23 protein-coding genes are annotated in these 24,707 nt (G+C 69.5%); 6 read left to right on the top strand and 17 right to left on the bottom strand.

All coding sequences use genetic code 11. The annotated features are described in order from the left end of the window. Positions 1-295: 295 nt before the first annotated feature. From DIE06_RS25365 to DIE06_RS25350, 4 genes are all read left to right on the top strand, one after another. The gene (locus tag DIE06_RS25365) at positions 296-694 is read left to right on the top strand and encodes a winged helix-turn-helix domain-containing protein (protein ID WP_124663730.1); all 399 of its coding nucleotides are present in this window, start codon (positions 296-298) and stop codon (positions 692-694) included. Between the two features lie 358 nt (positions 695-1,052). Then, positions 1,053-2,225: a type III secretion system cytoplasmic ring protein SctQ gene (sctQ, locus tag DIE06_RS25360; protein WP_124663729.1), complete on the top strand. Its 1,173-nt coding sequence runs from the start codon at positions 1,053-1,055 to the stop codon at positions 2,223-2,225. A 3-nt stretch (positions 2,226-2,228) separates the two neighbouring features. Further along, on the top strand, positions 2,229-2,903 hold the full coding sequence (gene sctR / locus DIE06_RS25355) for a type III secretion system export apparatus subunit SctR (protein ID WP_124663728.1): 675 nt from the start codon (positions 2,229-2,231) through the stop codon (positions 2,901-2,903). Next, on the top strand, positions 2,900-3,700 hold the full coding sequence (locus tag DIE06_RS25350) for a lytic transglycosylase domain-containing protein (RefSeq protein ID WP_124663727.1): 801 nt from the start codon (positions 2,900-2,902) through the stop codon (positions 3,698-3,700). Before sctR ends, DIE06_RS25350 begins: the two co-directional genes overlap by 4 nt. A gap of 70 nt (positions 3,701-3,770) precedes the next feature. Here DIE06_RS25350 and asnB read toward each other — a convergent pair whose 3' ends face one another. The 15 genes from asnB to DIE06_RS25275 all read right to left on the bottom strand — a co-directional run bounded on the left by asnB (position 3,771) and on the right by DIE06_RS25275 (position 20,112). Then, positions 3,771-5,738 (bottom strand): asparagine synthase (glutamine-hydrolyzing), encoded by a 1,968-nt coding sequence (gene asnB, locus DIE06_RS25345; protein ID WP_124663726.1) that lies wholly within the window; start codon positions 5,736-5,738, stop codon positions 3,771-3,773. A gap of 256 nt (positions 5,739-5,994) precedes the next feature. Then, on the bottom strand, positions 5,995-7,026 hold the full coding sequence (locus DIE06_RS25340; RefSeq protein ID WP_124663725.1) for an EscU/YscU/HrcU family type III secretion system export apparatus switch protein: 1,032 nt from the start codon (positions 7,024-7,026) through the stop codon (positions 5,995-5,997). Between the two features lie 24 nt (positions 7,027-7,050). Then, positions 7,051-7,860, bottom strand: a complete 810-nt coding sequence (gene sctT, locus DIE06_RS25335; protein ID WP_124663724.1) for a type III secretion system export apparatus subunit SctT — start codon at positions 7,858-7,860, stop codon at positions 7,051-7,053. Further along, on the bottom strand, positions 7,854-8,546 hold the full coding sequence (locus DIE06_RS25330) for a hypothetical protein (RefSeq protein ID WP_124663723.1): 693 nt from the start codon (positions 8,544-8,546) through the stop codon (positions 7,854-7,856). The genes sctT and DIE06_RS25330 overlap by 7 nt, the downstream gene beginning before the upstream one ends. Beyond that, on the bottom strand, positions 8,539-9,924 hold the full coding sequence (gene sctN, locus DIE06_RS25325; RefSeq protein WP_124663722.1) for a type III secretion system ATPase SctN: 1,386 nt from the start codon (positions 9,922-9,924) through the stop codon (positions 8,539-8,541). The genes DIE06_RS25330 and sctN overlap by 8 nt, the downstream gene beginning before the upstream one ends. Next, positions 9,921-10,550 carry a type III secretion system stator protein SctL gene (sctL, locus tag DIE06_RS25320; RefSeq protein WP_124663721.1) on the bottom strand — a complete coding sequence of 210 codons (630 nt, stop codon included), beginning with the start codon at positions 10,548-10,550 and terminating at the stop codon, positions 9,921-9,923. The genes sctN and sctL overlap by 4 nt, the downstream gene beginning before the upstream one ends. Beyond that, positions 10,532-11,272: a SctK family type III secretion system sorting platform protein gene (locus tag DIE06_RS25315; RefSeq protein WP_124663720.1), complete on the bottom strand. Its 741-nt coding sequence runs from the start codon at positions 11,270-11,272 to the stop codon at positions 10,532-10,534. The genes sctL and DIE06_RS25315 overlap by 19 nt, the downstream gene beginning before the upstream one ends. Beyond that, positions 11,269-12,156: a type III secretion system inner membrane ring lipoprotein SctJ gene (gene sctJ, locus DIE06_RS25310; RefSeq protein WP_124663719.1), complete on the bottom strand. Its 888-nt coding sequence runs from the start codon at positions 12,154-12,156 to the stop codon at positions 11,269-11,271. The genes DIE06_RS25315 and sctJ overlap by 4 nt, the downstream gene beginning before the upstream one ends. 49 nt (positions 12,157-12,205) lie before the next feature. Continuing rightward, positions 12,206-12,688 (bottom strand): hypothetical protein, encoded by a 483-nt coding sequence (locus DIE06_RS25305; protein ID WP_124663783.1) that lies wholly within the window; start codon positions 12,686-12,688, stop codon positions 12,206-12,208. Positions 12,689-12,812: 124 nt separating this feature from the next. Further along, positions 12,813-13,022, bottom strand: a complete 210-nt coding sequence (locus DIE06_RS25300) for a hypothetical protein (protein ID WP_059468365.1) — start codon at positions 13,020-13,022, stop codon at positions 12,813-12,815. 151 nt (positions 13,023-13,173) lie between these two features. Beyond that, a complete protein-coding gene (gene sctD / locus DIE06_RS25295) occupies positions 13,174-14,532 on the bottom strand; it encodes a type III secretion system inner membrane ring subunit SctD (RefSeq protein WP_124663718.1) in 1,359 nt (452 codons plus the stop codon). Continuing rightward, positions 14,513-16,552 (bottom strand): type III secretion system outer membrane ring subunit SctC, encoded by a 2,040-nt coding sequence (sctC, locus tag DIE06_RS25290; protein WP_124663717.1) that lies wholly within the window; start codon positions 16,550-16,552, stop codon positions 14,513-14,515. The genes sctD and sctC overlap by 20 nt, the downstream gene beginning before the upstream one ends. Beyond that, positions 16,552-16,830: a type III secretion system export apparatus subunit SctS gene (gene sctS / locus DIE06_RS25285; protein ID WP_124663716.1), complete on the bottom strand. Its 279-nt coding sequence runs from the start codon at positions 16,828-16,830 to the stop codon at positions 16,552-16,554. The genes sctC and sctS overlap by 1 nt, the downstream gene beginning before the upstream one ends. Beyond that, complete coding sequence (sctV, locus tag DIE06_RS25280; protein ID WP_124663715.1) at positions 16,827-19,040, bottom strand: type III secretion system export apparatus subunit SctV; 2,214 nt, start codon at positions 19,038-19,040, stop codon at positions 16,827-16,829. Before sctV ends, sctS begins: the two co-directional genes overlap by 4 nt. A 238-nt stretch (positions 19,041-19,278) precedes the next feature. Then, the gene (locus DIE06_RS25275) at positions 19,279-20,112 is read right to left on the bottom strand and encodes an autoinducer binding domain-containing protein (protein ID WP_124663714.1); all 834 of its coding nucleotides are present in this window, start codon (positions 20,110-20,112) and stop codon (positions 19,279-19,281) included. 280 nt (positions 20,113-20,392) lie between these two features. Here DIE06_RS25275 and DIE06_RS25270 point away from each other — a divergent pair, with 280 nt between their 5' ends. Continuing rightward, on the top strand, positions 20,393-21,298 hold the full coding sequence (locus DIE06_RS25270) for a LuxR family transcriptional regulator (RefSeq protein ID WP_124663713.1): 906 nt from the start codon (positions 20,393-20,395) through the stop codon (positions 21,296-21,298). 122 nt (positions 21,299-21,420) lie between these two features. Here the strand turns inward: DIE06_RS25270 and DIE06_RS25265 are convergent, their stop codons facing one another. Both DIE06_RS25265 and DIE06_RS38445 read right to left on the bottom strand, forming a co-directional pair. After that, entirely contained in the window at positions 21,421-23,067 is a 1,647-nt protein-coding gene (locus DIE06_RS25265; protein WP_124663712.1) for an NRAMP family divalent metal transporter, read from the bottom strand. Between the two features lie 108 nt (positions 23,068-23,175). Next, on the bottom strand, positions 23,176-23,313 hold the full coding sequence (locus DIE06_RS38445) for a hypothetical protein (RefSeq protein ID WP_185733473.1): 138 nt from the start codon (positions 23,311-23,313) through the stop codon (positions 23,176-23,178). Between the two features lie 1,063 nt (positions 23,314-24,376). On the opposite strand from DIE06_RS38445, the gene DIE06_RS25260 reads away from it, so the two are divergent. Next, positions 24,377-24,646, top strand: a complete 270-nt coding sequence (locus DIE06_RS25260; RefSeq protein WP_124663711.1) for a hypothetical protein — start codon at positions 24,377-24,379, stop codon at positions 24,644-24,646. The last annotated feature ends 61 nt before the right edge of the window (positions 24,647-24,707 follow it).

Raw genomic sequence — 24,707 nt, 5'->3', positions numbered from 1 at the left:
AGGGTTCGCAGTCCACCCGACACCGACCCGCCGGGAGGAATGCGCGCATCACCCTACGTTACGCCGCCCGTAACGTCCGTAACGTTCCCGCCGGATGCTACGTAACAATCCTTCACTATTGCTCCGACCCTTCCGAACCCGCCGCACGTCCCGCGTTAAAAATTCTTTTAGATTCAACGCGGGCGCGCCGCCCGCCCCACTCCCATCGCCCGTCGATTCCTGACAACCCATCCCTGGCCCGGAAGTTGCGATACATGACCTGCAAACACTCCTTTACGGACATGCGAGGGCCAACATGGATTGCAAATACCTGTACATCGACAACATAAAAATCAACTTCGTGCGCCGCACGATCGAAATCGACAACAAAGTGGTCGACGTCACGCCGCGTGAATTCGATGTCGTCGAATTCCTGCTCGACAACATGAACAAGATCGTGCCGCGGCAAGCGATCCAGGAAGCGGTCTGGGGCCGCGAGCTCGGCGTGTCGTCGCGCACGCTCGACACCCATATCTCGCGCATCCGTTCGAAGCTGCAGCTCGATCACGACAAGAACCTGCGGATCATCCCGATCTATGCGGTCGGCTATCGGCTGGTGCTGTTCGGCGCGGCCATGACGCACGTCGAGCGCCACGACGCGGCGCCGCTCCTGCGCGCCGCACCACAGCAGGCGCTGGCCGCCGACTACGCGTAACGCGCGACGGCTCACCCGCGCGCCGCCACTGCGCGGCGCGCCGGCAAGGTTCCCCCCCACGCGCGGCGCGTCCGACGCGCAGCGCCCGCGGCCCGGCACACCTGCCCCGCCGCACCACGACCGCCGCCTCCGGGCGGCGGCCGCTTTTGTGCGTGCGACGCCGCACGCGGCCACGCCGCCGCGCGACAGGCTTCGTAGCTCGCCGCCGCCCGCGCGGCCGGCGGACGCGCACGACTACGGATTCCGGCGCGGCACGCGGCCGGCGCCGTCCCTACAATCGACGCAGCAGCCGCGCGCCTCCTGCGCCGCCGGCCACCACAACCCGTCGTACCAACGCCGAATCCGCCCTGATCCCGCCGTGCCTGCGCTGTCCCTGACGAATGCCGACGCCGGCGACGCCGCGAACCGGGCCCTGCCCGCCGCCGCCACCCCGGCCGCCGCGGCGCCCGCCATCCCGCCCCCGCCGGCCGCGATCGCGCTCGACGCGTCGCCCTGGTTGCCGCGCCTGTCCGCGGCAGCCGCGCGCGGACTGTCGCATGCATACGGCGCGACGGCCGCGGTCCCGGTCACGCTCGGCGAACACGCGTACGAGGTGCGCTGGCGCGTCGATGCCGAACCGGCCGCCGACGCGCATGCATACCGCTTCGTCATCGGCCCGGCCGCCGGCACGCTGTGGGTCGATCCGATCGCGGAAACCGCATGGCTCGGCGACGCGGCCGACCCGGCCGTGCCGGCCGTGATCCGCGCGGCGCTGCTCGCCGACCTCGCCGCGCCGCTCGCGGCCGTGCTGCAGGCCGCGACGCGGCAGCGCGTGGAACTGCTGCCGCCGCCGGCGAGCGTGCCCGCGTGGCGCACCGCGCCGGCCGCGCTGCGCTTCGAGCTGCGTCGCGCCGACGCTGCATGGCGTTGCCACGGCGCGCTGCTGTTCGATGCGCCGGACGCGCTCGCCGTGTTCTTCGCGGCGCCGGCGGCCGCGCGGCTCGACACGCTTGGCGCGTATGCGAGCCTGCCGGTACCGCTGGTATTCGAGATCGGCCGGACCGAGTTGACGATGGCCGAGCTGGCCGACGTCGTCGGCGGCGACATCATCGCGATCGAGCGCTGGCGCGCGCACGAGCAGAACCTGCTGTGCGTCGCGCGGGTGCCGGCCGCGCCGGCGTGGGAAATCACCGGACGGCCGTCGGGCAACCGGCTGACCGTCGAACGAATCAGGGAGATGCCTTTGGAACCGACCCGCACCGATACCCCGCCCGCGACCGCGCACGACGCGTCGCCGGACGATGCACCGCGCTCCCTCGACGGCCTCGCGGTCGACCTGCGTTTCGAATTGCCGCCGACGTCGATCCCGCTCGGCGAACTCGGCACGCTGCAACCCGGCGCGGTGATCGAACTGCAGCAAGGTATCAACCAGAGCGTGATCCATCTCGTCGCGAACGGGATGCTGATCGGCACCGGCCACCTGATCGCGGTCGGCCAGAAGCTCGGCGTGCGCGTCGTCACGCTGACGCAGCCCGCGCCGCGCGAGCGCTGAACGATGGGCAGCCTGCCGAATCCGGTCGCGCTGATCGCGGTGATCGCCGCGCTCGGCATCGCGCCGTTCGCGGCGCTGATGGTGACGAGCTATACGAAGCTCGTGGTCGTGCTCGGCCTGCTGCGCTCCGCGCTCGGGATCCAGCAGGTGCCGCCGAACCTCGTGCTGAACGGCATCGCGCTGATCCTGTCGCTGTTCATCATGGCGCCGGTCGGGATGTCGATCCGCGACGCGCTGCAGGCACGCCACTTCGACGCGTCCGGGCAACTGTCGACCGCCGATATCGGCGCGCTCGCCGATGCCGCGCTGCCGCCGGTCAAGGATTTCCTGGTGTCCCATACGCGGCAGCGCGACCGCGAATTCTTCGTGCGCACCGCGACGTCGGTCTGGCCGAAGAACCGCGCGGACGGCATCAAGGACGACGACCTGCTCGTGCTGGTGCCGAGCTTCACGCTCGCGGAACTGACCAAGGCGTTCCAGATCGGCTTCGTGATCTATATCGTGTTCATCGTCGTCGACCTGCTGATCGCGAACATCCTGCTCGCGCTCGGGATGCAGATGATCTCGCCGACGACGATCTCCGTGCCGTTCAAGCTGCTGCTGTTCGTCGCGCTCGACGGCTGGTCGCTGCTCGTGCACGGGCTCGTGCTGTCGTATCGCGTGTCGGGGGCGGGATGAACGCGCGCGGCCTGCGCGGCGCCGTCGCGGGCCTGTGCGCGACGATCGCACTGGCACTGGCACTCGCATGCGCGGGCATGCAGCCGCGCGGCGCGCACGCGGCAGGCAGCGCCGCAGGCTTCGCGCAGCTCGCGCGCGCCTGCGCGCCGAACGTCGATCCCGACACGCTCGCCGCGCTGGTACGCACCGAATCCGGTTTCAATCCGTATGCGATCGGCGTGGTGGGCGGCCACCTGGCACGCCAGCCCGCGTCGCTCGACGAAGCGCGCGCCACCGCGAGCGAGCTGGCCGCGCGCGGCCTCAGCTACAGCGTCGGTCTCGCTCAGGTCAACGAACGAAATTTCACGAAATACGGCCTCGACGACACGACGATGTTCGAACCGTGCCGCAACCTGCGGGCGGGCGGCGCGATCCTGACCGAATGCTTCGCGCGCTCGTCGAACACCGGCCGTCCTGCGCAGGCCGCGTTGCGCGCGGCGCTGTCGTGCTACTACAGCGGCAACTTCACGACCGGCTTTTCGAGCGGCTATGTGAGCCGCGTCGTCGCGAGCGCGCAGCGCAACGCACGCGAAGGCGGCGTCGAGCCGATTCCGGTGGTCAGCGATACGCTGCCACCCGCGCGACAACGGCGCATGGACGCGGCCGCGACCACGCCGCCCGAACGCGCGCGCAGGCTCGCGTCGCCCGCGGCATCCGCCGACGCGCCGTCGTGCCATGCGCGCCCGGTCGTGATGATGTGCCGGGGATTGCCGGCGAGCCAGGCGAAGCGGCTGTGCGTGCGGTGTCTCGATCAGTGAGCGGCCGCACGCGGCCGGGATGACGGGCACGACAGGCATGGCATGACGCGTCGCGCCGCGTCATCCCGCGTCATGCGGCGCGCTGATGTTCCAGCCACGCCTGGAACATCAGCACCGTCCACAGCTGGTGCTGCCAGTTCATCCGGCCCGATTGATGCTGCCGCCACAAACGCTCGACCGCCTGCGCGTCGAAGAAGCCCTCGTCGCGCAGCCGCGACGGCTGCAGCAGCGCGTCGGCCCAGTCGCGCAGCGCGCCGCGCAGCCAGTGATCGACGGGCGCGCAGAAGCCCTGCTTCGGCCGGTCGATCAGCGCCGACGGCACGTACTGGTCCAGCAGCCGGCGCAGCAGCGCCTTCGACTGCCCTTCCGGCAAGCGCACCGACGCAGGCACGCGCCACGCGAATTCGACGACGTGATGATCGAGGAACGGCATGCGCGTTTCGAGACTCACCGCCATCGCCGCGCGATCGACCTTCGCGAGAATATCGGTCGGCAGGTACGTGAGCGTGTCGATCGCCATCGCCTGCTCGGCGAAGCTCAGGTGCGCGGGCCACGCGGACACCGTGTCGAGCGGCGTCGGCGGCTCCTGTCCGGCGAGCGCGAGGCGCTCCGGATGATGCACCGACGACATCAACAGCCGGTACAGCCCGATGCGGCTCTCGGCCGTCATCACGTGGCCGAGCTTGTGCAGCCGGTCGCCGATGCGCGTCGCCGAATCGCGCGCCTCCACGCCGCCCCATGCGCCCTGCGCGACCGCCGCCAGCTGGTCCGCATGATCGGGGCGCAGCGCATGCAGCGCGGCGGCGATCCGCGCGCGCACCGCCGCCGGCACGCGATGCAGCTTGCGCCACAGGCGCGGCGTCAGGAAGTAGCGCGTATAGCCGCCGAACAGCTCGTCGCCGCCGTCGCCGGACAGGCTCACTTTCACGTGCCGGCGCGTCAGCTCCGACACGAGGAAGGTCGGAATCTGCGACGCATCGGAGAACGGCTCGTCATAGATCGTCGGCAGTTTCGGCACGACGCCGAGTGCATGGTCCGCCGTCACGTAGAGCTCGGTATGCCGCGTGCCGAGGTGGCGCGCGACCGCCTTCGCATAGCCGGCCTCGTCGTAGCCGGCTTCGTGGAAGCCGATCGTGAACGTGTCGACCGGCTTCGCCGACTGCGCCTGCATCAGCGCGACGATCGCCGACGAATCGATGCCGCCCGACAGGAACGCGCCGAGCGGCACGTCGGCCTCCATCTGCCGCGCGACGGCCTGGCGCAGGATCGCGTCGAGCTGCCCGACGGCCTCGTCGGCGCTGCCTTCGAACGGTTGCTCGCGGCCGGCTTCGATCGCCTGCTCGAGCGTCCAGTACGCGCGCACGGGCGGCGTGTCGCGCGCATGCTCGAACTGAATGAAGGTGCCCGGCGGCAGCTTGCTGATGCCGCGATAGATCGTGTGCGGCGCGGGCACGCTCGACTGGCGCAGGTACAGGCACAGCGCGTCGCGATCGATCGTGCCGTCGAAGCCCGGATAGCCGCGCAGCGCCTTCAGCTCCGACGCAAACACCAGTGCGCCGCCGATCCGGCCGTAGTAGAGCGGCTTCTCGCCGATCCGGTCGCGCGCGAGCGTCAGCACCCGCGATTCGCGATTCCACAGCGCGAACGCGAACATGCCGGTCGCGCGGCGCAGCGTCGCGTCGACGCCCCACGCGGCGATCGCCGCGATCAGCACCTCGCTGTCGGAGTGCCCGCGCCACGCCGGTGCGCGGCCCGCGCGCTGAAGCGCCGCGCGCAACTCGCGATGGTTGTAGATTTCGCCGTTGAAGACCATGACGTAGCGGCCGCACGCGGATGCCATCGGCTGCCGGCCGTGGACCGACAGATCGACGATCGCAAGTCGCCGGTGGCCGAGCGCAATACCGGCTTCCGGGTCGACCCAGAGGCCCTGCCCGTCCGGCCCGCGATGCGCGAGGCTCGCGGTCATTCGCGCGAGCGTGCCGCGCGCTGTCTCCTCATCGAAGGCGACGCTATTCAGAAAGCCGTCGATTCCGCACATTTGATTTGTCTGCCCCTGTTGACCTGTTCCGTCAGCGGCGGCGCAACCTCGCAGCCCGCCGTCCGGCTGACGGTCGAGCCATATTACGAAGAAATAAATCAGCAATAATTCATGGGTGAATCTCGGCCAGCTCCGGAAAAAAAACGGCGTCAAGCGCGGCGTGCGATCGGCGCGGTGAGCCGGAAACAGGTCCGCATCGCGATGTATCGCCGGGCCGCGCGCATGCCTGTGTTCCGGCCCCGACGGATCGTGCGCGTCAGGCCGCGCCGGTCGCCCACTTCAGCAACTGCGCGACCTCGCGGAAATGCTGCTGCTGGATCGTCCCCTTTTCAGGCGTGCTCTCGTACAGCGCCTGCGCGAGGCCGGCGTTCGCGAGTGTCGGACGCAGCGCGTCGCGCGCGAGCCGCACGATCCGTTCGGCCGCCTCGCCCTCGCCGCGCGCGAGCACCCAAGGCAGCGTGCCGGGTCCGCCGTAATAGAGCGCGACCGCGACGCTCGACGAATAGACGACCACCGACGCGAAGCCGATCCGGTCGGGCAGCGACGAGAACTGCGCTTCGCGCGCGAGCTGCCGGCGCTTCGCCTCGACATGCGGGTCGCCCTCGTCTTCCTTGTGCTCGCGCCGCACTTCCTCGATCGACATCTTCATCTTCTGGCTGAACTCGCGTCGCTGGTGCACGATGTCGATCAGCGCCATCACGATATAGATCAGCGCGGCCCAGCCGAACAGCAGCATCAGCAGCTTCACGATCAGCGCGAGAATCGACATCGGCCGCGTGAAGCCGGACTGCACCGCCGGGTCGAGCGACTCGACGATCAGCCAGCCGAGCGTCGCGACCAGCAGCACGGTCTTCAGCAGCATCTTCGCGAGGTTCACGAGGTTGCGCATCGACCCCATGTTCTTCAGCCCCTCGGCCGGATTGAGCCGCGACAGCTGCGGCACGAGCCGGCTCCACGCCATCACGCCGCCGACCTGCACGAAGCCCGCGAGCAGGCCGGCCAGCAGCCCGGCCGCGACGATCTGCGCGGACAGCATGGCCCAGTCGCGCGCGGCGCCGTCGATCAGCACCGCGAGCCGCGCGGACGGATCGGCCGCGCCGGCCGCGTCGAACACGAGCCGGAACAGCGCCTGCAGCCGCGCGAACAGCGTGCCGAGCCCCACCGCGAGCGCGACGCACACGCCGACGAAGAACGCCGACGAGATCGTCTCCGCGCTCTTCGGCACGTCGCCCTTCTGCCGCGCCTCGCGCAGGCGCTTCGCGGTCGGCTGCTGGTTCTTTTCGGCCATGGGCGCTCCGGTTCCGGCGGGCCGTCACGCGCCGCCGTGCGCGGCGAACAGCGCGCGCAGCAGCGCCATCAGCCCGCTGTCGGGGCTCAGCAGCGCATGCAGCGACGCGTACACCACCGGCAGGAACAGCACCATCATCAGCAGCGCGAGCGCGCTCTTCAGCGGCTGCGCGAACACGAAGATGTTCAGCTGCGGCACCGCGCGCCCGACGAGGCCGATGCCAAGCTCGACGAGCACCAGCACGATGATCACCGGCGCGGCGAGCTTCACCATCCACTCGAAGATCGTGTCGGTCTGCCGCACGACGAAGGTCCCCAGCATCGACGAGAAATCGGGGCCGAGCGAGCCGATCGGCCACCACGCATACGACTGCGCGAACAGCTGCACGAGCACCTGCAGGCCGCCGGCGGTGACGAACAGCGCAATCGCGACGAAATTGAGGAAGCCCGACGTCGGGCCGCCCTCGTGCCCGCCCATCGGATCGAAGAACGCGGCGCTGCCGCTGCCGGTCTGGAAATCGATCAGGTAGCCCACGCCCTGGATCGCGAACAGCACCGCGCTGAACGCGCCCGCGAGCAGCATGCCGACCACCGCCTCCTTCGCGACGAGCAGGCACCACATCACGAACGGCAGCGCGGCGACCTGCGCCGGGTCGATCACCGGCGCGACGAACGCGGCGATCACGACCGCGATCCCGTTGCGCACGAGGCCCGTGACGATCTGCTCGTTGAACACCGGCACGACGAACATGATCGGCAGCAGGCGCGGCATCACGTAGAGCAGCGGACGCAGCGTGCCGGCGATATCGTTGAAGTTCGCCGCGTGGTCTAGCATCGACGCTCCGCGGCGGCGGGTGCCGGGTCGTCGGCGGGAAGAGTCGCAGCGGTCGAGTCGATCGTATCGGCGGCGTCCGTCGTGCCTGTCGTGCCTGTCGTGTCTGCATCCGCCGGTCGCGACACCATCTCCGCGTCGAACGCGGCGGCCATGTCCGGCTGCCCCGCTGCATGCCCCGCCGCATCGCCCGCCCACACGCCGGCCGTCGCGAAGCGCCGCACCGCATGCGCGTCCGCGACTTCGTCGGCATCGCGCTCGACCCGCGCGGCGCGTGCCTGCAGCGCCTTCTCGCCGGCCTTGTCGAGCTTGTCCTCGGCGGCCTTCGCCTTGCGCGCGGCGCGCTGCAGGTCGGCGAGCGTCGCCTCGTGATCGCGATGCACGTGCGCGGCCTCGCTCACCGACGCGCTCGCGACACCGATATGCCGGTCGAACGTGCGTGTATCGGCGGCCGCGTTCTGCAGCGCGCGCGCCTCGCGCACGTCGTCGGCGAGCCGCGTCTGGATTGCGGCCTTCGCGGCGACCTGCTGCGCGAGCTGGGCGTGCGCGGTGTCGAGCGCGCGCCGGCTCTGCGCGGCGATGCCTTGCTGGCGCGCGGCCGCCACGCGCGCGATCTGGCTGCGCATCTCGCGCACGCGCTTCAGGCGGGCGAGCGTCGCGAGCACGAGACGGTCGTCGGCTTCAGACATGGTCGTTCGCGAGTGTCGTCAGCTTCGCGAGCAGCGCGTCGAAACGCACGTCCTCATGCGACGCCTGCGCGCAGAACGCACCGATCGCATCGCGCGCACGCAGCGCGAGATCGCCGAGCCGGTCGCTGCCTTCGCGATACTCGCCGATCTGCACGAGCAGCTCGATTTCCTGGTACTTCGCGATCAGCTCGCGCACGCGCGCGGCCGATTGCTGATGCGCACGGCTCGCGACGAGCGGCATCACGCGCGACAGGCTCGCGAGCACGTCGATCGCCGGATAGCGGTTCGCGAGCGCGATCTTGCGCGACAGCACGATGTGGCCGTCGAGGATCGAGCGCACTTCCTCGGCGATCGGATCGGATTCCTCATCGCCTTCGACGAGCACCGTGTACAGCGCGGTAATCGAGCCGGTCGCGCCCTGCCCCGCGCGTTCGAGCAGGCGCGGCAGCACGGCGAACGTCGACGGCGGGAAGCTGCGCCGCGTCGGCGGCTCGCCGCTCGCGAGGCCGACCTCGCGCTGCGCGCGCGCGAAACGCGTCAGCGAGTCGACCAGCAGCAGCACGCGCTTGCCCGCATCGCGGAAGTGCTCGGCGATCGCGGTCGCGACCAGCGCGGATTTCACGCGCTCCATCGCGGGGCGGTCGGACGTCGACACGACGACGATCGAGCGCGCGCGCACCTCGGGCGACAGGCTGTGCTCGATGAACTCGCGCACTTCGCGGCCGCGTTCGCCGACCAGCGCGATCACGTTCACGTCGGCCTGCGCGCCGCGCGCGATCATCCCGAGCAGCGTGCTCTTGCCGACGCCGGACGGTGCGAAGATGCCGACGCGCTGGCCGATGCCGAGCGTCATCAGGCCGTCGATCACGCGCACGCCGGTCGGAAACGGCGTGTCGATCAGCTTGCGCGCGAGCGGATTCGGCGGGTCCTGCTGCGTCGACACCCACGCGGCGCCCGTCACCGGCCCGCGATCGTCGAGCGGCCGGCCGAGCCCGTCGAGCACGCGGCCGAACAGCGCTTCGCCGACCGGGAACACGTGCTCGCGCCCGGACGGCACGACGGTCGTCTCCGGCGACAGGCCGGCCACGTCGCCGAGCGGCGTGAGCAGCGTGGTCTGCCGCGAGAAGCCGACCACTTCGGCAAGCAGCGTCGGCTGGTTCGGCGTGCGCAACTCGCAGATCTCGCCGAGCCGCGCACGGATGCCGGTCGCGTTGAGGATCTGCCCGACCGCGTGATTGACGCGGCCCTGCACCGACACCGGCGAGAAGAACGCGAGCCCCGCGTCGAGATCGCCGACGAGGCGGCCGCGATCGAACGGCGCGGCATCGTCGTCGCTGCCGGCACCGAACGGCTGCGGATCGTCGAGCGGCGCGTTCATCGCGTCGTGCCCTTCAGCGCGTCGCGGCGGATCGCCTGGCGCAGCGCGTCGATCTGCAGGTCGAGGCTCGCGTCGATGCGCCCGGACGGCGTCTCGACCGTGCACGCATGACGTTCGAGCTGCGCATCCTCGACGATGCGGATCCGTTGCCGGTTCGACTGGCCCGCGAACGCGCGCTCGAGCGCATCGCGCATTTCGTCCTCGCGGCCCGGCGCGACCCGCACGATCAGGAACGCCTCGTCGCGCACGAGCGGCGCGATCCGCGCGAGCGCGGCCTCGTAGAGCTTCTGCGTGCCCATCTCGCCGACGATCGCGCGCACGGCCTTCACAACGATGTCGGCCATCGAGTCCTTCATCGACTCCATCGTGCGCGCGGCGGCCAGCGCCTGCGTGTAGGCCTGCGCCGCATGCTCGCGCTGCGCGCGGCGCATCCCTTCGTCGTAGCCGGCCGCCTGGCGCCTGTCGAATTCGCGCTGCGCGTCGGCGACGATGCGCGCGGCCTCGTCGCGCGCGGTCGCGATCACCGCGGACGCGTCGAGCAGCGCCGCGTATTCGCGCTCCTTGAGCACCTTGCGCTCCGACAGCAACTGCAGGTTGTCGCTCGTGATCAGAAAAGCCAGTCCCATGACGCAAGCCTCTCGGGAATCAGAAACAGGAACAGCAATTCGCCGAACTGATCGCGCTGCGCGCGGTTCAGCCAGTACGGCGCTTCGTCGTCGATCGCGCGGTTGAATTTCAGGCGCGCGCGCCGCGCGACCGCGTCGCCCGCCACGCCGATGAAATCCGCGAGCAGCCGGCCGCCACGCGCACGAATCACGACCGGCAGCGCGGCCGGATCGGCACGCCACGGTTCGAGCGTGTCCGCGAGCGCGCCGAATTCCGGCGCGCGCTCGAGCGCGAGCTCCAGCGCATCGCCGCCGAGCTTCGCCGCGACTTCCACGCGGATGCGGCGCACGGTCAATGCGTCGCGCAGCCAGCCGCGATGCAGCAGCAGCCCCGCATACGACGCGAGCTGCTCGAGCGCCGCGCCGGGCAGCAGCGCGAGCCGCGCGCTCGGACTGGCGACGTCGAAGTCGTGGTGCCCGGCCACGCCGTTCGCGTCGAGCAGGTGGCGCGCCAGCAGCTTGCGGCCGGCCGGGCCGAATGCGTCGGGCGAGCGATAGGCCGCGGGCCACTCGGTCGGCACGCGCGTCACGTGCAGATAGCGGTCGGGCCGCAGGTTGAATTCGCAGACGAGCGCATGAAACACCGCGCGCCGCCCGGCGGGCGGCAGCGCAAGCGGCTGCAGCCACGGCAGCGGCGCGGCGTCGGGCGTGGCGCCCGGCGGCAGCGCACGGGGCTCGCTCATGCGCCGTCGCGCGCGCCGTCCGGCGTGCGCAGGCTGCCGCCGCCCGACTGCGCGGACGCACCGCCTGCCCCGTTCGCGCCGCGCGGGGTGCCGACCAGCCCGGCCAGCCGGGCGCCGAACATCCCGCGCCGCGCGGCCGACAGCGCGATCACCGCGCAGGTCAGCAGGATCAGCGCGAACACCAGCCAGCCGAGCGGCGAGCGCAGCCGCAGGATGTCCGACACCGCGCTGCCGATGCCGTCCACGCGCGCCGTGCGCGCGGCGGCCGGCTGCAGGAACAGCGATACGTTGTCGTACTGCAGCCCCTCGATGCTGTGCGCGACGAGATCCTTGACCATCGGCGCCATCGCGCGCAGGTCCACGCCGGGCCGGTAGCGGATGTACACGGCGGCCGACGACGGCTTGATCTTGTCCGCGAGCGGATCGTTCTCCGGAATCACGACCTGCACGCGCGCGACCACCACGCCCTCGATGTCCTGCAGCGTGCGCGACAGGTCCTGCGACACACCGTACAGGTAGCGCACGCGCTCCTCGGCCGGCGTCGACACGAGCCCCTGCTTCTGGAACAGCTCGCCGAGGCTCGCATAGCTCGGCTTCGGCAGCCCGTTCGCCTGCAGCACGGTGAGCGCCGACTGCATGTCGCCGTCCGCGACGCTCACCTGCCATGCGCTGCGATCCGACGTGTCGCGCGCGTCGTTGTCCTTCGACGCGCTGATGCCCGCGTCGCCGAGCACGGCAACCATCTGGTTCGCGTCGCGCTCCGACAGGCCGGAGTAAAGCTCCTTCTGGCAGCCGGCCAGCAGCGCGAGCAGCGCCGCGAGCAGCGCACGCGCCGCCCGGCTGCGCCACGCATGCCTGCGCGGCGTCGAATCGATCGTCGTCATCGTTTGTCCGCTTCATCGCGCGCGCGGCCGTTGGCGGCCTGCGCGCTCGTCACTCCTGCGTCTTCAGCACCGTGTGCGTGAAGCCGTTCGCCGCCTGCGCGACCGACAGGCTCAACTGGTATTCCGAAATCGTGGTGGTCGCCGTCCACTGGAAATCCATCGCCTGCACCATCGTCATCAGCGGATCGCTGCGGTGGTCCGCCATCGACGTCAGCATCTCGGTGCGATGCTTGTCGATGTTCGCGTACCGCGTGTCGAGATCGTTGCCGTACGTGCGCAAGCGCTCGACGAGCGACGAATGGTTCGCCTGCGCGGGCGTCGCGGGCGTCATCTGCACCGCCGGCGCCGCATCGGCCGGCGCGCGCGACATCGCGACGCCCGAGGCCGACGGCGACGCCGCGGCCGCACCCGGCTGCATCAACGCATCGAACTGGCGCACCTGCGCCGGATCGGACGCCGTGCCCGCCTGCTGCACGGCACCCGCGAGCGCGGCCGCGCCTGGCGGTGCCGCGCCTACGCCTGTTACCGACATGATCGTGTCCTCCTTGACCGGCAGCGCCGGGAACTTGCCGGCCGGCACGCGCACCCGCCCCGCCGGGCGCCCGTCACGGGCGGCCCCGGCATCTGGCGTCGCGCGGCCCGGCCGGCGACCGGCGTCATGCGCGGCCGGCGGAACTCAGGTGTTGCGCAACCTGGGCGTTCGCCGTCCCTTCCTGCGCGGTCACTGCGTTGCTGGTTTCGAACGTCGCGGTCGACTGCTGGACCTGGAAGTTGATCTTCGTCAGTTCGAGCTGCGTCTTGGTCAGGTCGTCCGCCTGTTGCTGGACCTGGTTCGTGTTGTTGGCACCAGTCGGGGGGGTACTCATGTTTCGCTCCTTTGCGTGAACGTCAGTGAACTGCTTCCCTCTTCCGGCGGCGGCCCCATGCCCCGCCGGCGACGTGACGCGCCGCATGCGCGCGACGTGTCGCGTATTGCGCGCACCGCGCGACACGCGATGCGCAGGTCCTGTCGCGGCGCTAGCGCGCCGCCTCCTTCGATGCGCCGGCCGCGGCAACCGCCGGTACCGCCGGCGCATCCGGCAACAGTGTCGGCCCCGGCACCGGCTGCGCGACGCCGGCCGCCGCGCCGCTCGCGAGCGGCGGCACGGGCGGCGCCGGCGCCTGCCCGGGCACGTTCGCGGACGGGCCGCCGAGCGGCATCGTGATGCGCTGGCCATTGCGTTCGAACACCACTTCGTCCGCGCCGATCGACACGACGGTCGGCCCTTCCTTCAGCCGCGCGCCTTCGAAATAGCGGCTGCCGTCGGCTGTCTCGATATAGCGCTGGTCGCCGTCGCCCGCGAACACGGTCGTGATCTCCGGAATCCCCGCGACGCCGCCGAGCGTCGTCGCGGTGCGCGGCGCGGCGGCATCGGCGTCGCGCACATGGTCGACCACCTCGAGCGCCGGACGCGCATCCTTCATGTAGTTGCGGATGCGCGGCTCGATCTGCGCGCGCTCGGCCGCGCCCGTCAATTCGATCCGGCCGCGGCCGAGATAGGTGACGGTCAGCGCCGTGTCGCTGAAATACGTCTGCGCGGTCGCGACGAGATCGCTGACCACGTAGATGTTGCCGAGCGCCGCGTTGTCCACGCCCGCGACGATCTGCGCGACGCGTTCCCGCGCGGCCGGATCGCTCACGTAGCCCGACACGATCACGCCGTCGTCGCGCGGCGCGACGGCGAGCTCCGGATACGCATGCAGCAGCTGCTGCAGCCGGTGCGTGCGCGCGAGCACCGACTCGTGCTGCCACGGCAGTCGCCCCGACCACGCGACGAAGCCGTAGCCGAGCGCGCCGAGCAGCACGCCGATCCACAGCGCGACGACCGCGATCACGAGCCGCCGGCTGCCGAGACGGCGCAGGCCGCCGGTAAGCCAGCCGAGCCACGCGGCCTCGCGCACGGCGTCCGTCGCGTCGGCCTCGTCGGGCACCGCGACGCTCGCCTGCGCGTGACGCGCGATGCCGAGCTTGATCGAGCCGACCGTCACGACGTCCTGCGGCGTCATCGAGCGGCGGCCCGCGTCGAGCGGCTCGTCGTTGAACAGCACCGGTGCGCCGCCGTCGCCGCCGTGGTTCTGCACCGTCACCGCGAGCGCGCCGACCTGCAGGCACACCTGTTTCGCACCGATCTCGCGATCGGGCAGGATCACTTCGCAGTCGGCCGCGGTGCCGACCCAGTTCGCGCCGCGCGCGAGCGACATCGTGCGGCCGTACATCGGTCCGCTGAGGAAGCACAGGTTCCACGGCGACGCGAGCGCGGCCGCCCCGGCCGCGGCGCCCGCCGCGCCGCCCGCCAATGCGCCGTCGCCGTGCGGGTCAATGATGGTCGTCGACATGGGTGGACGCTCCTGCGGTCGTCGCCACGGGCTGCGACGCCGAATCCTTCGGCGGCGGCAGCGCGGGCGGACCGAACTTCGTGCCGGGCAGCGGCGCGGGCGTGAGCGGCACCGCGATGTCGTTGTCCGGCGGGCGATACATCGACGTGCCGTTCGAGCCGGCCGGCCCGTCCGCGCCCGGGTTCACGGGCGAGCCGTCCGGCGCGTACATCGACGCGGTCGTCACCACGCGCGGCGTCAGCAGGTAGAACCGCTCCATGTGGTTGCCCGACTTGTCGGTGTACTTGAACAGGTTGCCGATCAGCGGGATGTCCGACAGCCACGGCACGCCGCTCTTGTTCAGCCGCACCTCGTCGTCGTTGAAGCCCGCGATCAGCAGGCTCTTGCCTTCGTCGATCATCGTCTTGGTGACGATGTTGCGCTGCTGGATCACCGGCACGTTCGACACGGCCTGCCCCGGCACGATGTTGCCGTCCTGGATGTCGATCGACATCATCACGCTCTGCGGATTGCCCGATACGGCGGCCGCGTTGCGGATCGCCTCGTCGACGATCATCGGCGTCACCTTGATGCTGGTGCCCGTCGTCACGCTGTACAGCGACGAATCCTGGTAGCCCTGCACCTGCACGTAGAACTGCGTGAGGTTCTCGAGAATGGCCTCGGTGTTGTCGAGCGCGAGCACCTTCGGCTTCGAGCGCAGCTGCGCCTGCCCTTTCTGCGCGAGCGCGTTCACGCGCGTAAGCAGGTAGTTGCGCAGCGAGCCGCCGATCGACGCGGTCAGCGCGATGCCGGTCGGCAAGAAGGTGCCGGTCTGCCCCGCCTCCGACGTGCCGATGCCGAACGTCAGCGGCGGATTGCCGGCGCCGTTGAACTGCGTGTTGCCGTTCAGCGGGTTCTGGCCGTTGCCGATCTGCACGTCGCCGTGCGTCGTGTGCAGGCGCCAGTCGATCCCGAGGCTGTCGAGCGAATCCTCGTTGATGTCGATGATCGTCACGTTGATCTCGACGATGCGCGGCCGCTCGTCGAGCTGGTTGATCAGCGACTGGTAGCGGTACATGTTCTCCGGCAGGTCGCGCACGATCACCGCGTTGATCGCCGGATCGGCGACGATCTGCGGCAGCGTGTCGCCGCCGCCTCCGTTCGAGAACGGCGAGAAGCCGCCGGCAGTGCTGTCGGCGCCGCCATAGCCGCCCTGCCGCGGGCCGCCGGAAATATCGGGGAAATCGAGCCGCGGCACCGCGATCGTCAGCCCCGAGCCGAGCTTCACCTGGCGCGCGGCCTGCCCGAGCGGCGTGCTCGACGGCAGCTCGTTCGTCCCGCCGCCCTTGCCGAACAACCGGCGCAGGATCGTCGCGACGCCCGGCACCGTCACTTCCTTGCCCGAGCGGTTGATCGTGAAGTCGGACGCCCAGCCGTACCTGAGCCGGAACGCGCGGATGTCCGCATGCGCGCCGTTCGCCGACGGATCGCCGACCGAGCCGACCGCCTGCCGCACGAGCTCCACATAGCGGCGCGGGCCGGCCACGTACACGCTGTTCGCGCGATCGTTGATCACGAGCGTGTAGCGCTTGTCGGGAATCTGCATCGCCTGCAGCGCGCGGCCGATCTCGCCGGCCGCGTTCGGCGGGATAGGGATCATCTGCGTCTGCGACTGGTCGGCCGGGTCGACGTACAGGAACGAGCCGTCGTAGTACCACGTGAGCCCGTAGGTCGAGCAGATCGTGTCGAGCGTCTGCTGCGGGGTGCCGGAGAAGCGGCCGCTGATCACGCCGTCGACCTTCGGGTCGACCACGGCCGTCACGCCCTGCGACGATGCGAGCTCGCGAATGAAGTCGCCGATCTTCTTGCCGTTCGCGACGATCGTGAACGGCTTGTTGCGCCAGCGCAGGTCCGCCGCGCGCGCCGGCTGCGCGACCGTCATGCACAGCGATGCCGTGAGCAGCGCGGTCGCGCACATGGCGAGCGCGGCCCGTTGCAGGCGGCGCGGTTGAAACCGGATCGGGGCGACGCGTCGACGCATCAAAACACTCCTGTGGAAGAAACGAACATGCGTTCCAGCGCCTGCTGCGCGAAGCGCAGCACCTCGCTGCCGAGCCAGCCGGACAGCAGCACGAGCGCGACCATCACGGCGATCAGCCGCACCGCGATGCCGATGTTGGCGTCCTGCACCTGCGTGACCGCCTGCAGCATCGCGACGACGAGGCCCGTGACGGTGGCGATCAGCACGATCGGCAGCGACAGCAGCAGCACCAGCATCAGCGCCTGCCGGGTCAGGTCGAGGATCGTCGAGCTCGTCATTGCGCGACACCCGGCGCACGTACACCGGCGCCCGCGCCGAGCGTGCCGTCGTCGGGCGGGTTCTTGACCCAGCCGACGGTATGAAGCTGCACGTCCTCCTCGACCTCCTGGTACGACAGCACCGCGAGTTCCGGCAGCACCGGCTGCAGGATCGTCTTCACGTAGCGGCGCGCGCCGAGCGCGACCATCACCGCGAGCCGCGCGGCGCCTTGCGGGTTGCCGTGGCCGCCGGTGCCGGCCGTCTGCGCTGCCGTTGCGGCCTGCACGATCGCGCGCACCTGTTCGCCGATGTCCTGCTTGATCGCGCTCGACAGCGCGAGGAAATTGCCCTGCTTCGTGCGCATCACCGCGCTCTCGATCCGCTCCTGCAGGTTCTGCTCGAACAGCACGACGCGCAGTTGCCGCGTCGCGCCCGCATGACGATCGGTAATCATCCGGCGCAGGTCGACGCGCACCAGCTCGACCAGCGCGATCACGTCGTCCGGCTCGTTCGGCGCCCACGTGATCAGGCTCTCGAAGATCACGCGCAGGTTGCGGATCGGCACCTGTTCGGCGAGCAGCCGGCGCAGGACCTCGGTCACGCGCTGCAGCGGCACGAGCCGCGTCAGTTCGCCGACGAGTTCGGGGTGCTCGCGGCGCACCAGGTGCACGAGCGCCTGCGTTTCCTGGATGCCGAGCAGCTCGTCCGCGTGCTGGCGCACGATCTGCTCGACGTGCGCGGCGAGCGCGCCCTCGCTCGTCAGCCACTTGCCGTCCGGCGCCGCACCGTCCGGCTTGATCCACAGCGCGGTCGCGAACGGGCCGAACGCCTCGGCCGGCTGGCGCTCCGCGCGCTCCGGCAGCGGCGCGACGCCGTCCCACAGCAGCCAGCCCGGCTTCAGCGCGCCATGCGCGGCGAGCACGTCCTGCAGATAGATCCGGTACGTGCCGGCCGCCGCCTCTTCGTCATCGTTCAGCGTGATGCGCGGAAACACCGTGCCGATATCCGCGTCGACGCGCGCCTTCGCGCTCGACAGCGCGGTCTGCAGCTGCGCGAGGTTCAGCGTCGTGCGCAGGTCGTCCGACAGCGACACCGCGATCAGCGACGTGACGCCCGCCGCATGCGGCACCTTCGCGGGCTGGCCGTCGTCGGTCGCGCCGATGCGGCCCGCGATATGAATCAGGTTGAAGCTCGGCGCGGTCGTCTTGCGCTTCAGCTGCGTGAAGGCGAACGCGCCGAGGCCGAACGCGATCAGCGCGAACGACCATTTCGGAAAACCCGGCACGACGAGGAAGCCGGCCAGCACCAGCGCCGCGATCAGCAGCGCGCGCGGGTGCGCGCCAAGCTGCTCGCCCAGCTGTTCGCCGAGCTGGCGCTGCCGCGTGTCGCGTGTCGCGACCCGCGTCGTCACGATGCCGGCCGCGATCGACACCAGCAGCGACGGGATCTGCGACGCCATCCCGTCGCCGACCGTCAGGATCGCGTAGCGCTGCAGCGCCTCGCCGATATCCATCCCGTGCATCAGCGTGCCGACCGCGATGCCCGCGACGATGTTGATGAACGCGATCACGAGACCCGCGATCGCGTCGCCCTTCACGAACTTCATCGCGCCGTCCATCGCGCCGTGCATCTGCGATTCCTGTTCGAGCTTCTCGCGGCGCTCGCGCGCTTCGTCGGCGCTGATGATGCCCGCGCGCAAATCCGCGTCGATGCTCATCTGCTTGCCCGGCATCGCGTCGAGCGAGAAGCGCGCGCCGACTTCGGCGACCCGTTCCGAGCCCTTCGCGATCACGATGAACTGCACGACGGCGATCACGAGGAACACCACGCCGCCCACCACGACGTTGTTGCCGACCACGAGCCGGCCGAATGCGTCGATCACGTGGCCCGCGTTCGCGTGCAGCAGGATCAGCTTGCACGACGCGATGTTCAGCGCGAGCCGGAACAGCGTGGTGAACAGCAGCAGCGCGGGAAACGACGAGAAGCTGACCGCCGACGGCACGTAGGTCGACACCGTCAGCAGCACGACGCTCGCGGCGAGGTTCAGCGAGATCATCCCGTCCAGCGCGGCCTGGGGCAGCGGCAGGATGAACAGCGCGACCACCGACACGATGAACGCGGCGAGAAACAGGTCGGCGCGCGGCGATGCCCCGAGACGTCGCCCGGACACGCCGCGCCCGGCGGAAAAGATCCGCTGCCAGTCGCGAGGGAGCGCCTTCGGTTCTGCCATCGTGCCGTCGTCCTGTCATTGTCGCCAGCGGGCGCGGGCCGTCATGCCCCGCGTCGCGCGGACCGTTGAATGGGACGAGTGTAGCGACGCGAAACCGCGTAAAAAGGCACGCGCCTCGTAGCGTCGCGGCGGTTTTCCGGCGACGATCGGATCGGACTACGAAACCCGCCGGCGCCTGCCCGCGCGCCGCGCCGGAACCGCTTCCATCGCGCGGCGGGCGCCGCGCGCGCAGACAGGGTCAGGACTCCAGACGGCGTGCGGCGAGATATGCGAGCTGCGCGCGGTTCTGGACGTTGAAGAGCTTTTCGAGCGAGCGGATATGGTGGCCGACCTTGTGCAGCGACGTGCGCAGCGCGCTCGCGATCTCCTGGTCGGACAGCCCATGCACGAGGCGCTCGAGCACCTGCTGCTGCTCGTCGCCGAGCGCGAAGCCGCGCATGCGCGCGATGCGCGCCTCGAGAAACGGCAGCGCGACGCGATGCACGGCGAGGCTCACCGACAGTGCGCCGCCGATCACGCGATCGTCGATCCAGTCGGTGCCATGGGCTTCCGACGTCACGTTCACCGCGACGCGCAGGTCGAGCCGCGGCGCCGACAGGCTGAAGATCACACCGCTGTTCATTGCGTGCGCACGCAGATGGCCCGCCAGCGCGAGCACCTTGCGGTCGCCGCTGCCCTGCGCGGACGACTCGATCTCGTCGAGCCGCCACGCGACCGGAAAGCCGCTCTGCCGCACCTGCGCGAAGCGCGGGTCGCTCTCGTAGAGCATGCCCTCGATATACGGCTGCATGAACGTCGCGGGCGCGAGGTCGCGCAGCAGATGCGCGCACAGGATGCGCCGCCCGATCATTTCGTACGCGCCGTAGCCGAGCGTGCTGAAACCGATCTGCCGCAATCGGGCATGGCATTGGGCGAAATCGACGGGAGTCGCGTCGGATTTACCGGATGCAATTTGAATGCCGGTAAAAACGTCGCGCTCGAATGGATGAATTTCCTTCGAATAAGCGGCAGCGGCCGCGATCTCGGCTTGCGAAAACCACTCGACGCGGGGCGCGTCGTCAGCATATGTCATGAGGAGCTCACCCTTTCCCAATATGTGAAACCGCCCCGTCACGATCTGGTCTTTTCTTTATGATTTTCTGGTGGTCTCTATACCGGTGCGAATATGAACCTTTCGCCCGAATTAGTATTACGGCATATTACGCGCACACAGGCATTTTTGTACAATGCCCCCGCGTTTCGTCTGGATGACGATCGGCGCATATCATAAAGATGCTCGATCGCATCGTCGCGCGCGCCGTGCACGACACGGTTGCCGCCGCGCGATGCGCGTCGATTCCGAGGGATGGCTCATGTCCGATATTGCATTGCAAGAAGAAGCGGTCGCCCCAACCTTGTCCCGTCCGCCGCGGCGGACGGTCGCCTGCGCCGACGCGTCGAAAGCGCGCCCGGTGCAGGTCGTCTGGTGCGACGACGTCAAGCGCGGCGACATCGCGCAGCCGCACGCGCCGAAGCTCGGCGTCGCCGATACGCTCGCGCACGCGCAGAGCACCGCGGAGCGCAACCGGATCGTCGCAAGCCTGCTGCACCTGACGGGCTTCTCGACGTTCGCGTATTTCGCGCTCGAATTCTCGCGGGAGCGCGTCGAAAGTCTCTACCTGCACGAGGCGTTCACGCCGACCACCTATCGCGGCGACTACGTGCGACACAACCATCACGACATCGATCCGCGCACGCTCGACGCGCGCGTGTGCAACATGCCGATCGTGTGGGATCTGCAGCAACTGCGCCGCGAACACCGCGAGCGCGACAACGGCCCGTGCGTGACGCCGGCCGCGCTCGACGGTTTCCTGCAGACGATGCAGGACGACGGCATGTGCAGCGGCATCATGTATTCGATGGCCGTGCCCGGCACGCGGCTGCATGCGTTCATGAGCTTCACCGCACCGCGCCGCACGCGCGAGTGGATCACGCCGGCGACGATCGAGCAGGCGTTGTCGATCGGGCTGTCGGTGCACAAGTTCGCGTCGCCGCAACTGATCGCGACGTCGCGCGAACGCGCCGTGAACGGGCTCACGCCGTTCGAGCAGGAGCTGCTGCTGGGCATCGCGGAAGGCGCGTCGGACAAGGAGATCGGCCGGCGCCTCGACACCAGCGCGCACAACGTCGACTATCACCTTCGCAAGCTGCGCAAGCGCTTCGGCGTCGCGAACCGGATCCAGCTCACGTACCTGACGTCGAAGCTCGAACTGATCTGACGGCGGCGCGTGCAGCGTGCCGTGATCGGACGCGCACCTGCACATGCCGGCCACGAAGGCCGGCACGTGCGGGTTGGGGCGCGGTGCCGGGTTCGGCGCCGCTTCCTGTCAAATGTGCTGCGTTACTTCAGCAGCGTCATCTGCACGACCTTGACGATCACGAGACCGACCGCGATCACCAGGTAGCCGCGCAGCACGGCCATCCAGACGCGCGTCGCGACCGTCATGTTCTGCGGCTCGAGCGTGTCGAGCGGCGGCATGCGCCACGTGGCGCGCAGCGCGCGATCGATGCCCGGCTCGACGACGCGCTTGTTGCGGCGGATCAGCACCGTCGCGAGATAACCGGCAATCGCGAGCACCGTGCCGCCGACCAGCACGTCGACGATCGCTTCGCCGCTGATGTCGGGATACATCACCGACGCGGTCAGGATGATCGACAGCAGCACGAGCACCCAGATCACCGCGCCGGTGAAGATGTTGAGCTTCGTCGAGTTGACCCACGGGCCGAGCACCTGGCGATCGTTGCACAGCACGAGCAGGAACACCGTCGCGCTCGGCAGCAGCACGCCGGCGAGCGTCTGCACCGCTTCGGTCAGCAGGCCGAGCGGGCTGCCCGGGATCAGCACGAGCGCGGCCGCGGCCGCGACGATCCCGAAGTAGACGAGATAGAAGCCCTTCGCATCGGACACGCCGCGATGCAGCGAGTGGCGGATCTTGAACACGTCGCCGATCGCGTACGCGGTCGACAGCGATACCGCCGCCGCGCCGATGATGCACGCGTCGAGCAGCGCGACCGCGAACAGCGTCGCGCTCGTGCGGCCCGCATACTTCTCGAGGCCCGCGATGATGCCGCCCGCGTCGGTGAAGTTGCCCGCTTCCGGATGACCGCCGAACAGCGCGGCGCTGAAGCCGATCATCGCGACCGCGCCGATCAGCACGAACGCGATACCGATCCACAGGTCGACCTTCTCGTACTTCATGAAGCGCGGCGTAATGCGCTTGTCGATCACGTAGCTCTGCTGGAAGAACAGCTGCCACGGCGCGACCGTCGTGCCGACGACACCGATCACGAGCAGCATCACGTCGGACAGCTTCGCGTGCGCGGGCCAGTTCGGCACGAAGAAATCGCGCGACATCTGCGCCACCGGCGGGTGGATCGACACGAGCACCGGCACGAGCAGCAGGCTCAGCACGCACAGCACGATCGCGAATCGCTCGAAGCGCCGGAAATCCCCGGTACTCACCGCCGCCATCGTCAGCGCGGCCGCCACGCACACGCCCGCGACCTTCGGGAGCCCGAAGAAAGCCAGCACGAACGTGATGCCGATGAACTCGGTGACGATCGTCAGCGCATTGAGCAGGAACAGGTCGATCACGCTGAACGCGCCCCAGAACTTGCCGAAGCGCTCGAAGATCAGGCGCGCATGGCCGACGCCCGTGACCGCGCCGAGCCGCAGCACCATTTCCTGGTTCACGTACAGCACCGGCACGAGCAGCAGCAGCGTCCACAGCAGCGTCGTGCCGTAGTTCTGGCCGGCCTGCGTGTAGGTGCCGAATGCACCGGCGTCGTTGTCGCCGACCATCACGATCAGGCCGGGGCCGATGATCGCGAGCAGCGTGCGCAGGCGCGCCCACCACGTGCCGCGCGCGGCGGTATCGTGATGCGCGATGGTGCCGAGCGCGCCGCGGATGTCGCCCAGGTGGGCTTCGTCGAGCACGGCGGTGCGTTCGACGGCGATCGGTGGAGAGACGTTGGATGGCGTGGACATGATGAATTCCGTACGGCTGGTTTTTTTATCCGGTCAAGCGTGTGGTCTTGGAATACGCGCGCGGAACGGGCCCGTGCGCGCATGCCGAGACGCGCTCGGCGTTTCGGTTCAGTAGAGCAGCGATTTCAATCGGGTGAACAACCGGGAGAACACCCGCGGACGGGCGTCGAGCATCAGCATCGCGTCGTAGCGCGGGCGCGATTCCGTGACGTGCGGAAGATTCGACAGCAGAAGGCCGAAGTTCATGGTCTGGCTCCTGGCGGCAACGGCATGCGTGCCGGCCGCGTGGTGGGCGCGGGGCCAGGCCGGGGCCTGAACGACGTGTCAGGCTAGTCGGCCGGAATGTCCCTGCGACCCGGGTTCAAAAGGGTCTGTGGCTGCAACGGGCATAAGGGACAACTGTCACTGTCGTTCATGGCGGCTCCTGTGCGGTGTTCCGGAGAACACGGTTGGCCGCCGCGCGGCGCGCGGGCCGTCGTTCGGGTGCATGCGACACGCATGCGCGAACGCGGCCGCGCACCGGGCGGCGGCGAAACCGGATGGCGCATGCGCAAACGCATCACGCTAACCGGCGCGAATCAGGGTGCACGTAGGGATTTGCTGCGGAATACTGCTGCGCGCACCGTTTGCCTGGGAGACAAACGGCGGCTTCGATGAGGCGCGGACGTCGGTCGCTCAGGCGGAAATTTCGTTCGAAGATCGACTACTGCAGGCGTCCAAGGCGGCGGCCCCAAGAGTAAAGATGGCGGATTTTATGGACCGGCCGAAAGTGTAGTCAACCCCTTGAAACCCCATTTCTCGAAATAAATTTCCGGCTTTGCAGCACTGAAAGATTTGCCCCTGAAAAGACGCGCCGAAACCTTTCAGTGCGTCATGGTGCGATCACGGATCGATGCATCCGAGCAACGGCGCGACACCCCACGCCATTCTCGCGCCGCGGCCGTGCCGTGCCGCTCGTTGCGACGCGCACGCCACACTGATCGTTTTTTATGCGTTTTTTACTTGCACCGCAGCAAACGACGCGAATACAATCCGCCCCGATTCATCAAGGGAGTCCCTCCGTGGACACATGCTCCAGTTGCAGTTCGATGCCGGTCCAGGCCGGCCAAGCCGTCGCGAGATAGCAGCCAGACGCATGTCATTCGCCGCTAGCTCGCATTCGTCGGGTTAGCGCGCTTCTCCCGGGCCGGCCATTACCGGTTCGTCCGTTGCACGCTCCGTTACGTTCCACCCTCCGACCGCAGGCCGCGTCATGCGCCCGCGCTCGATCACGTCGTCCGGCACGCGCCGGACCGGACGGAGGTACGTCATGTTCTTTCAATCGTTCGCGGTCAAACTCAGGCGACTCGCTCACGTCGCGTCCAACCGCGCGTTCGTTTCGGCCCTTTCACCGCTCGCCCATACGTTCAGCAACTGGCGCGGCAGCGCGCTCGTGCACCTGCCGCCGGCACCGCGCCCGCTCGACTGCGTGCTGGCCGGTGCAATGGCGGCCGCCGTCGCGCTGGTCGCGCTGCTCTGCACGGTCGCGTCGCGCCTCGGCTTCGCGCAGGTAGGGCGGATCGGCGGCTGGCTGCCGTAAGCGGCGTTGCGGCGCGAAGCGGCTGCGTACCCACGCACCAGCCGCACCCGCGCCATCGCCT

The organism is Burkholderia sp. Bp8998, from assembly GCF_003854235.1.
In the GTDB taxonomy this organism is placed as follows: Bacteria; Pseudomonadota; Gammaproteobacteria; order Burkholderiales; family Burkholderiaceae; genus Burkholderia.
The sequence above is the reverse complement of the archived record's forward strand: the minus strand, read 5'-3'. Positions and strand labels throughout refer to the sequence as shown.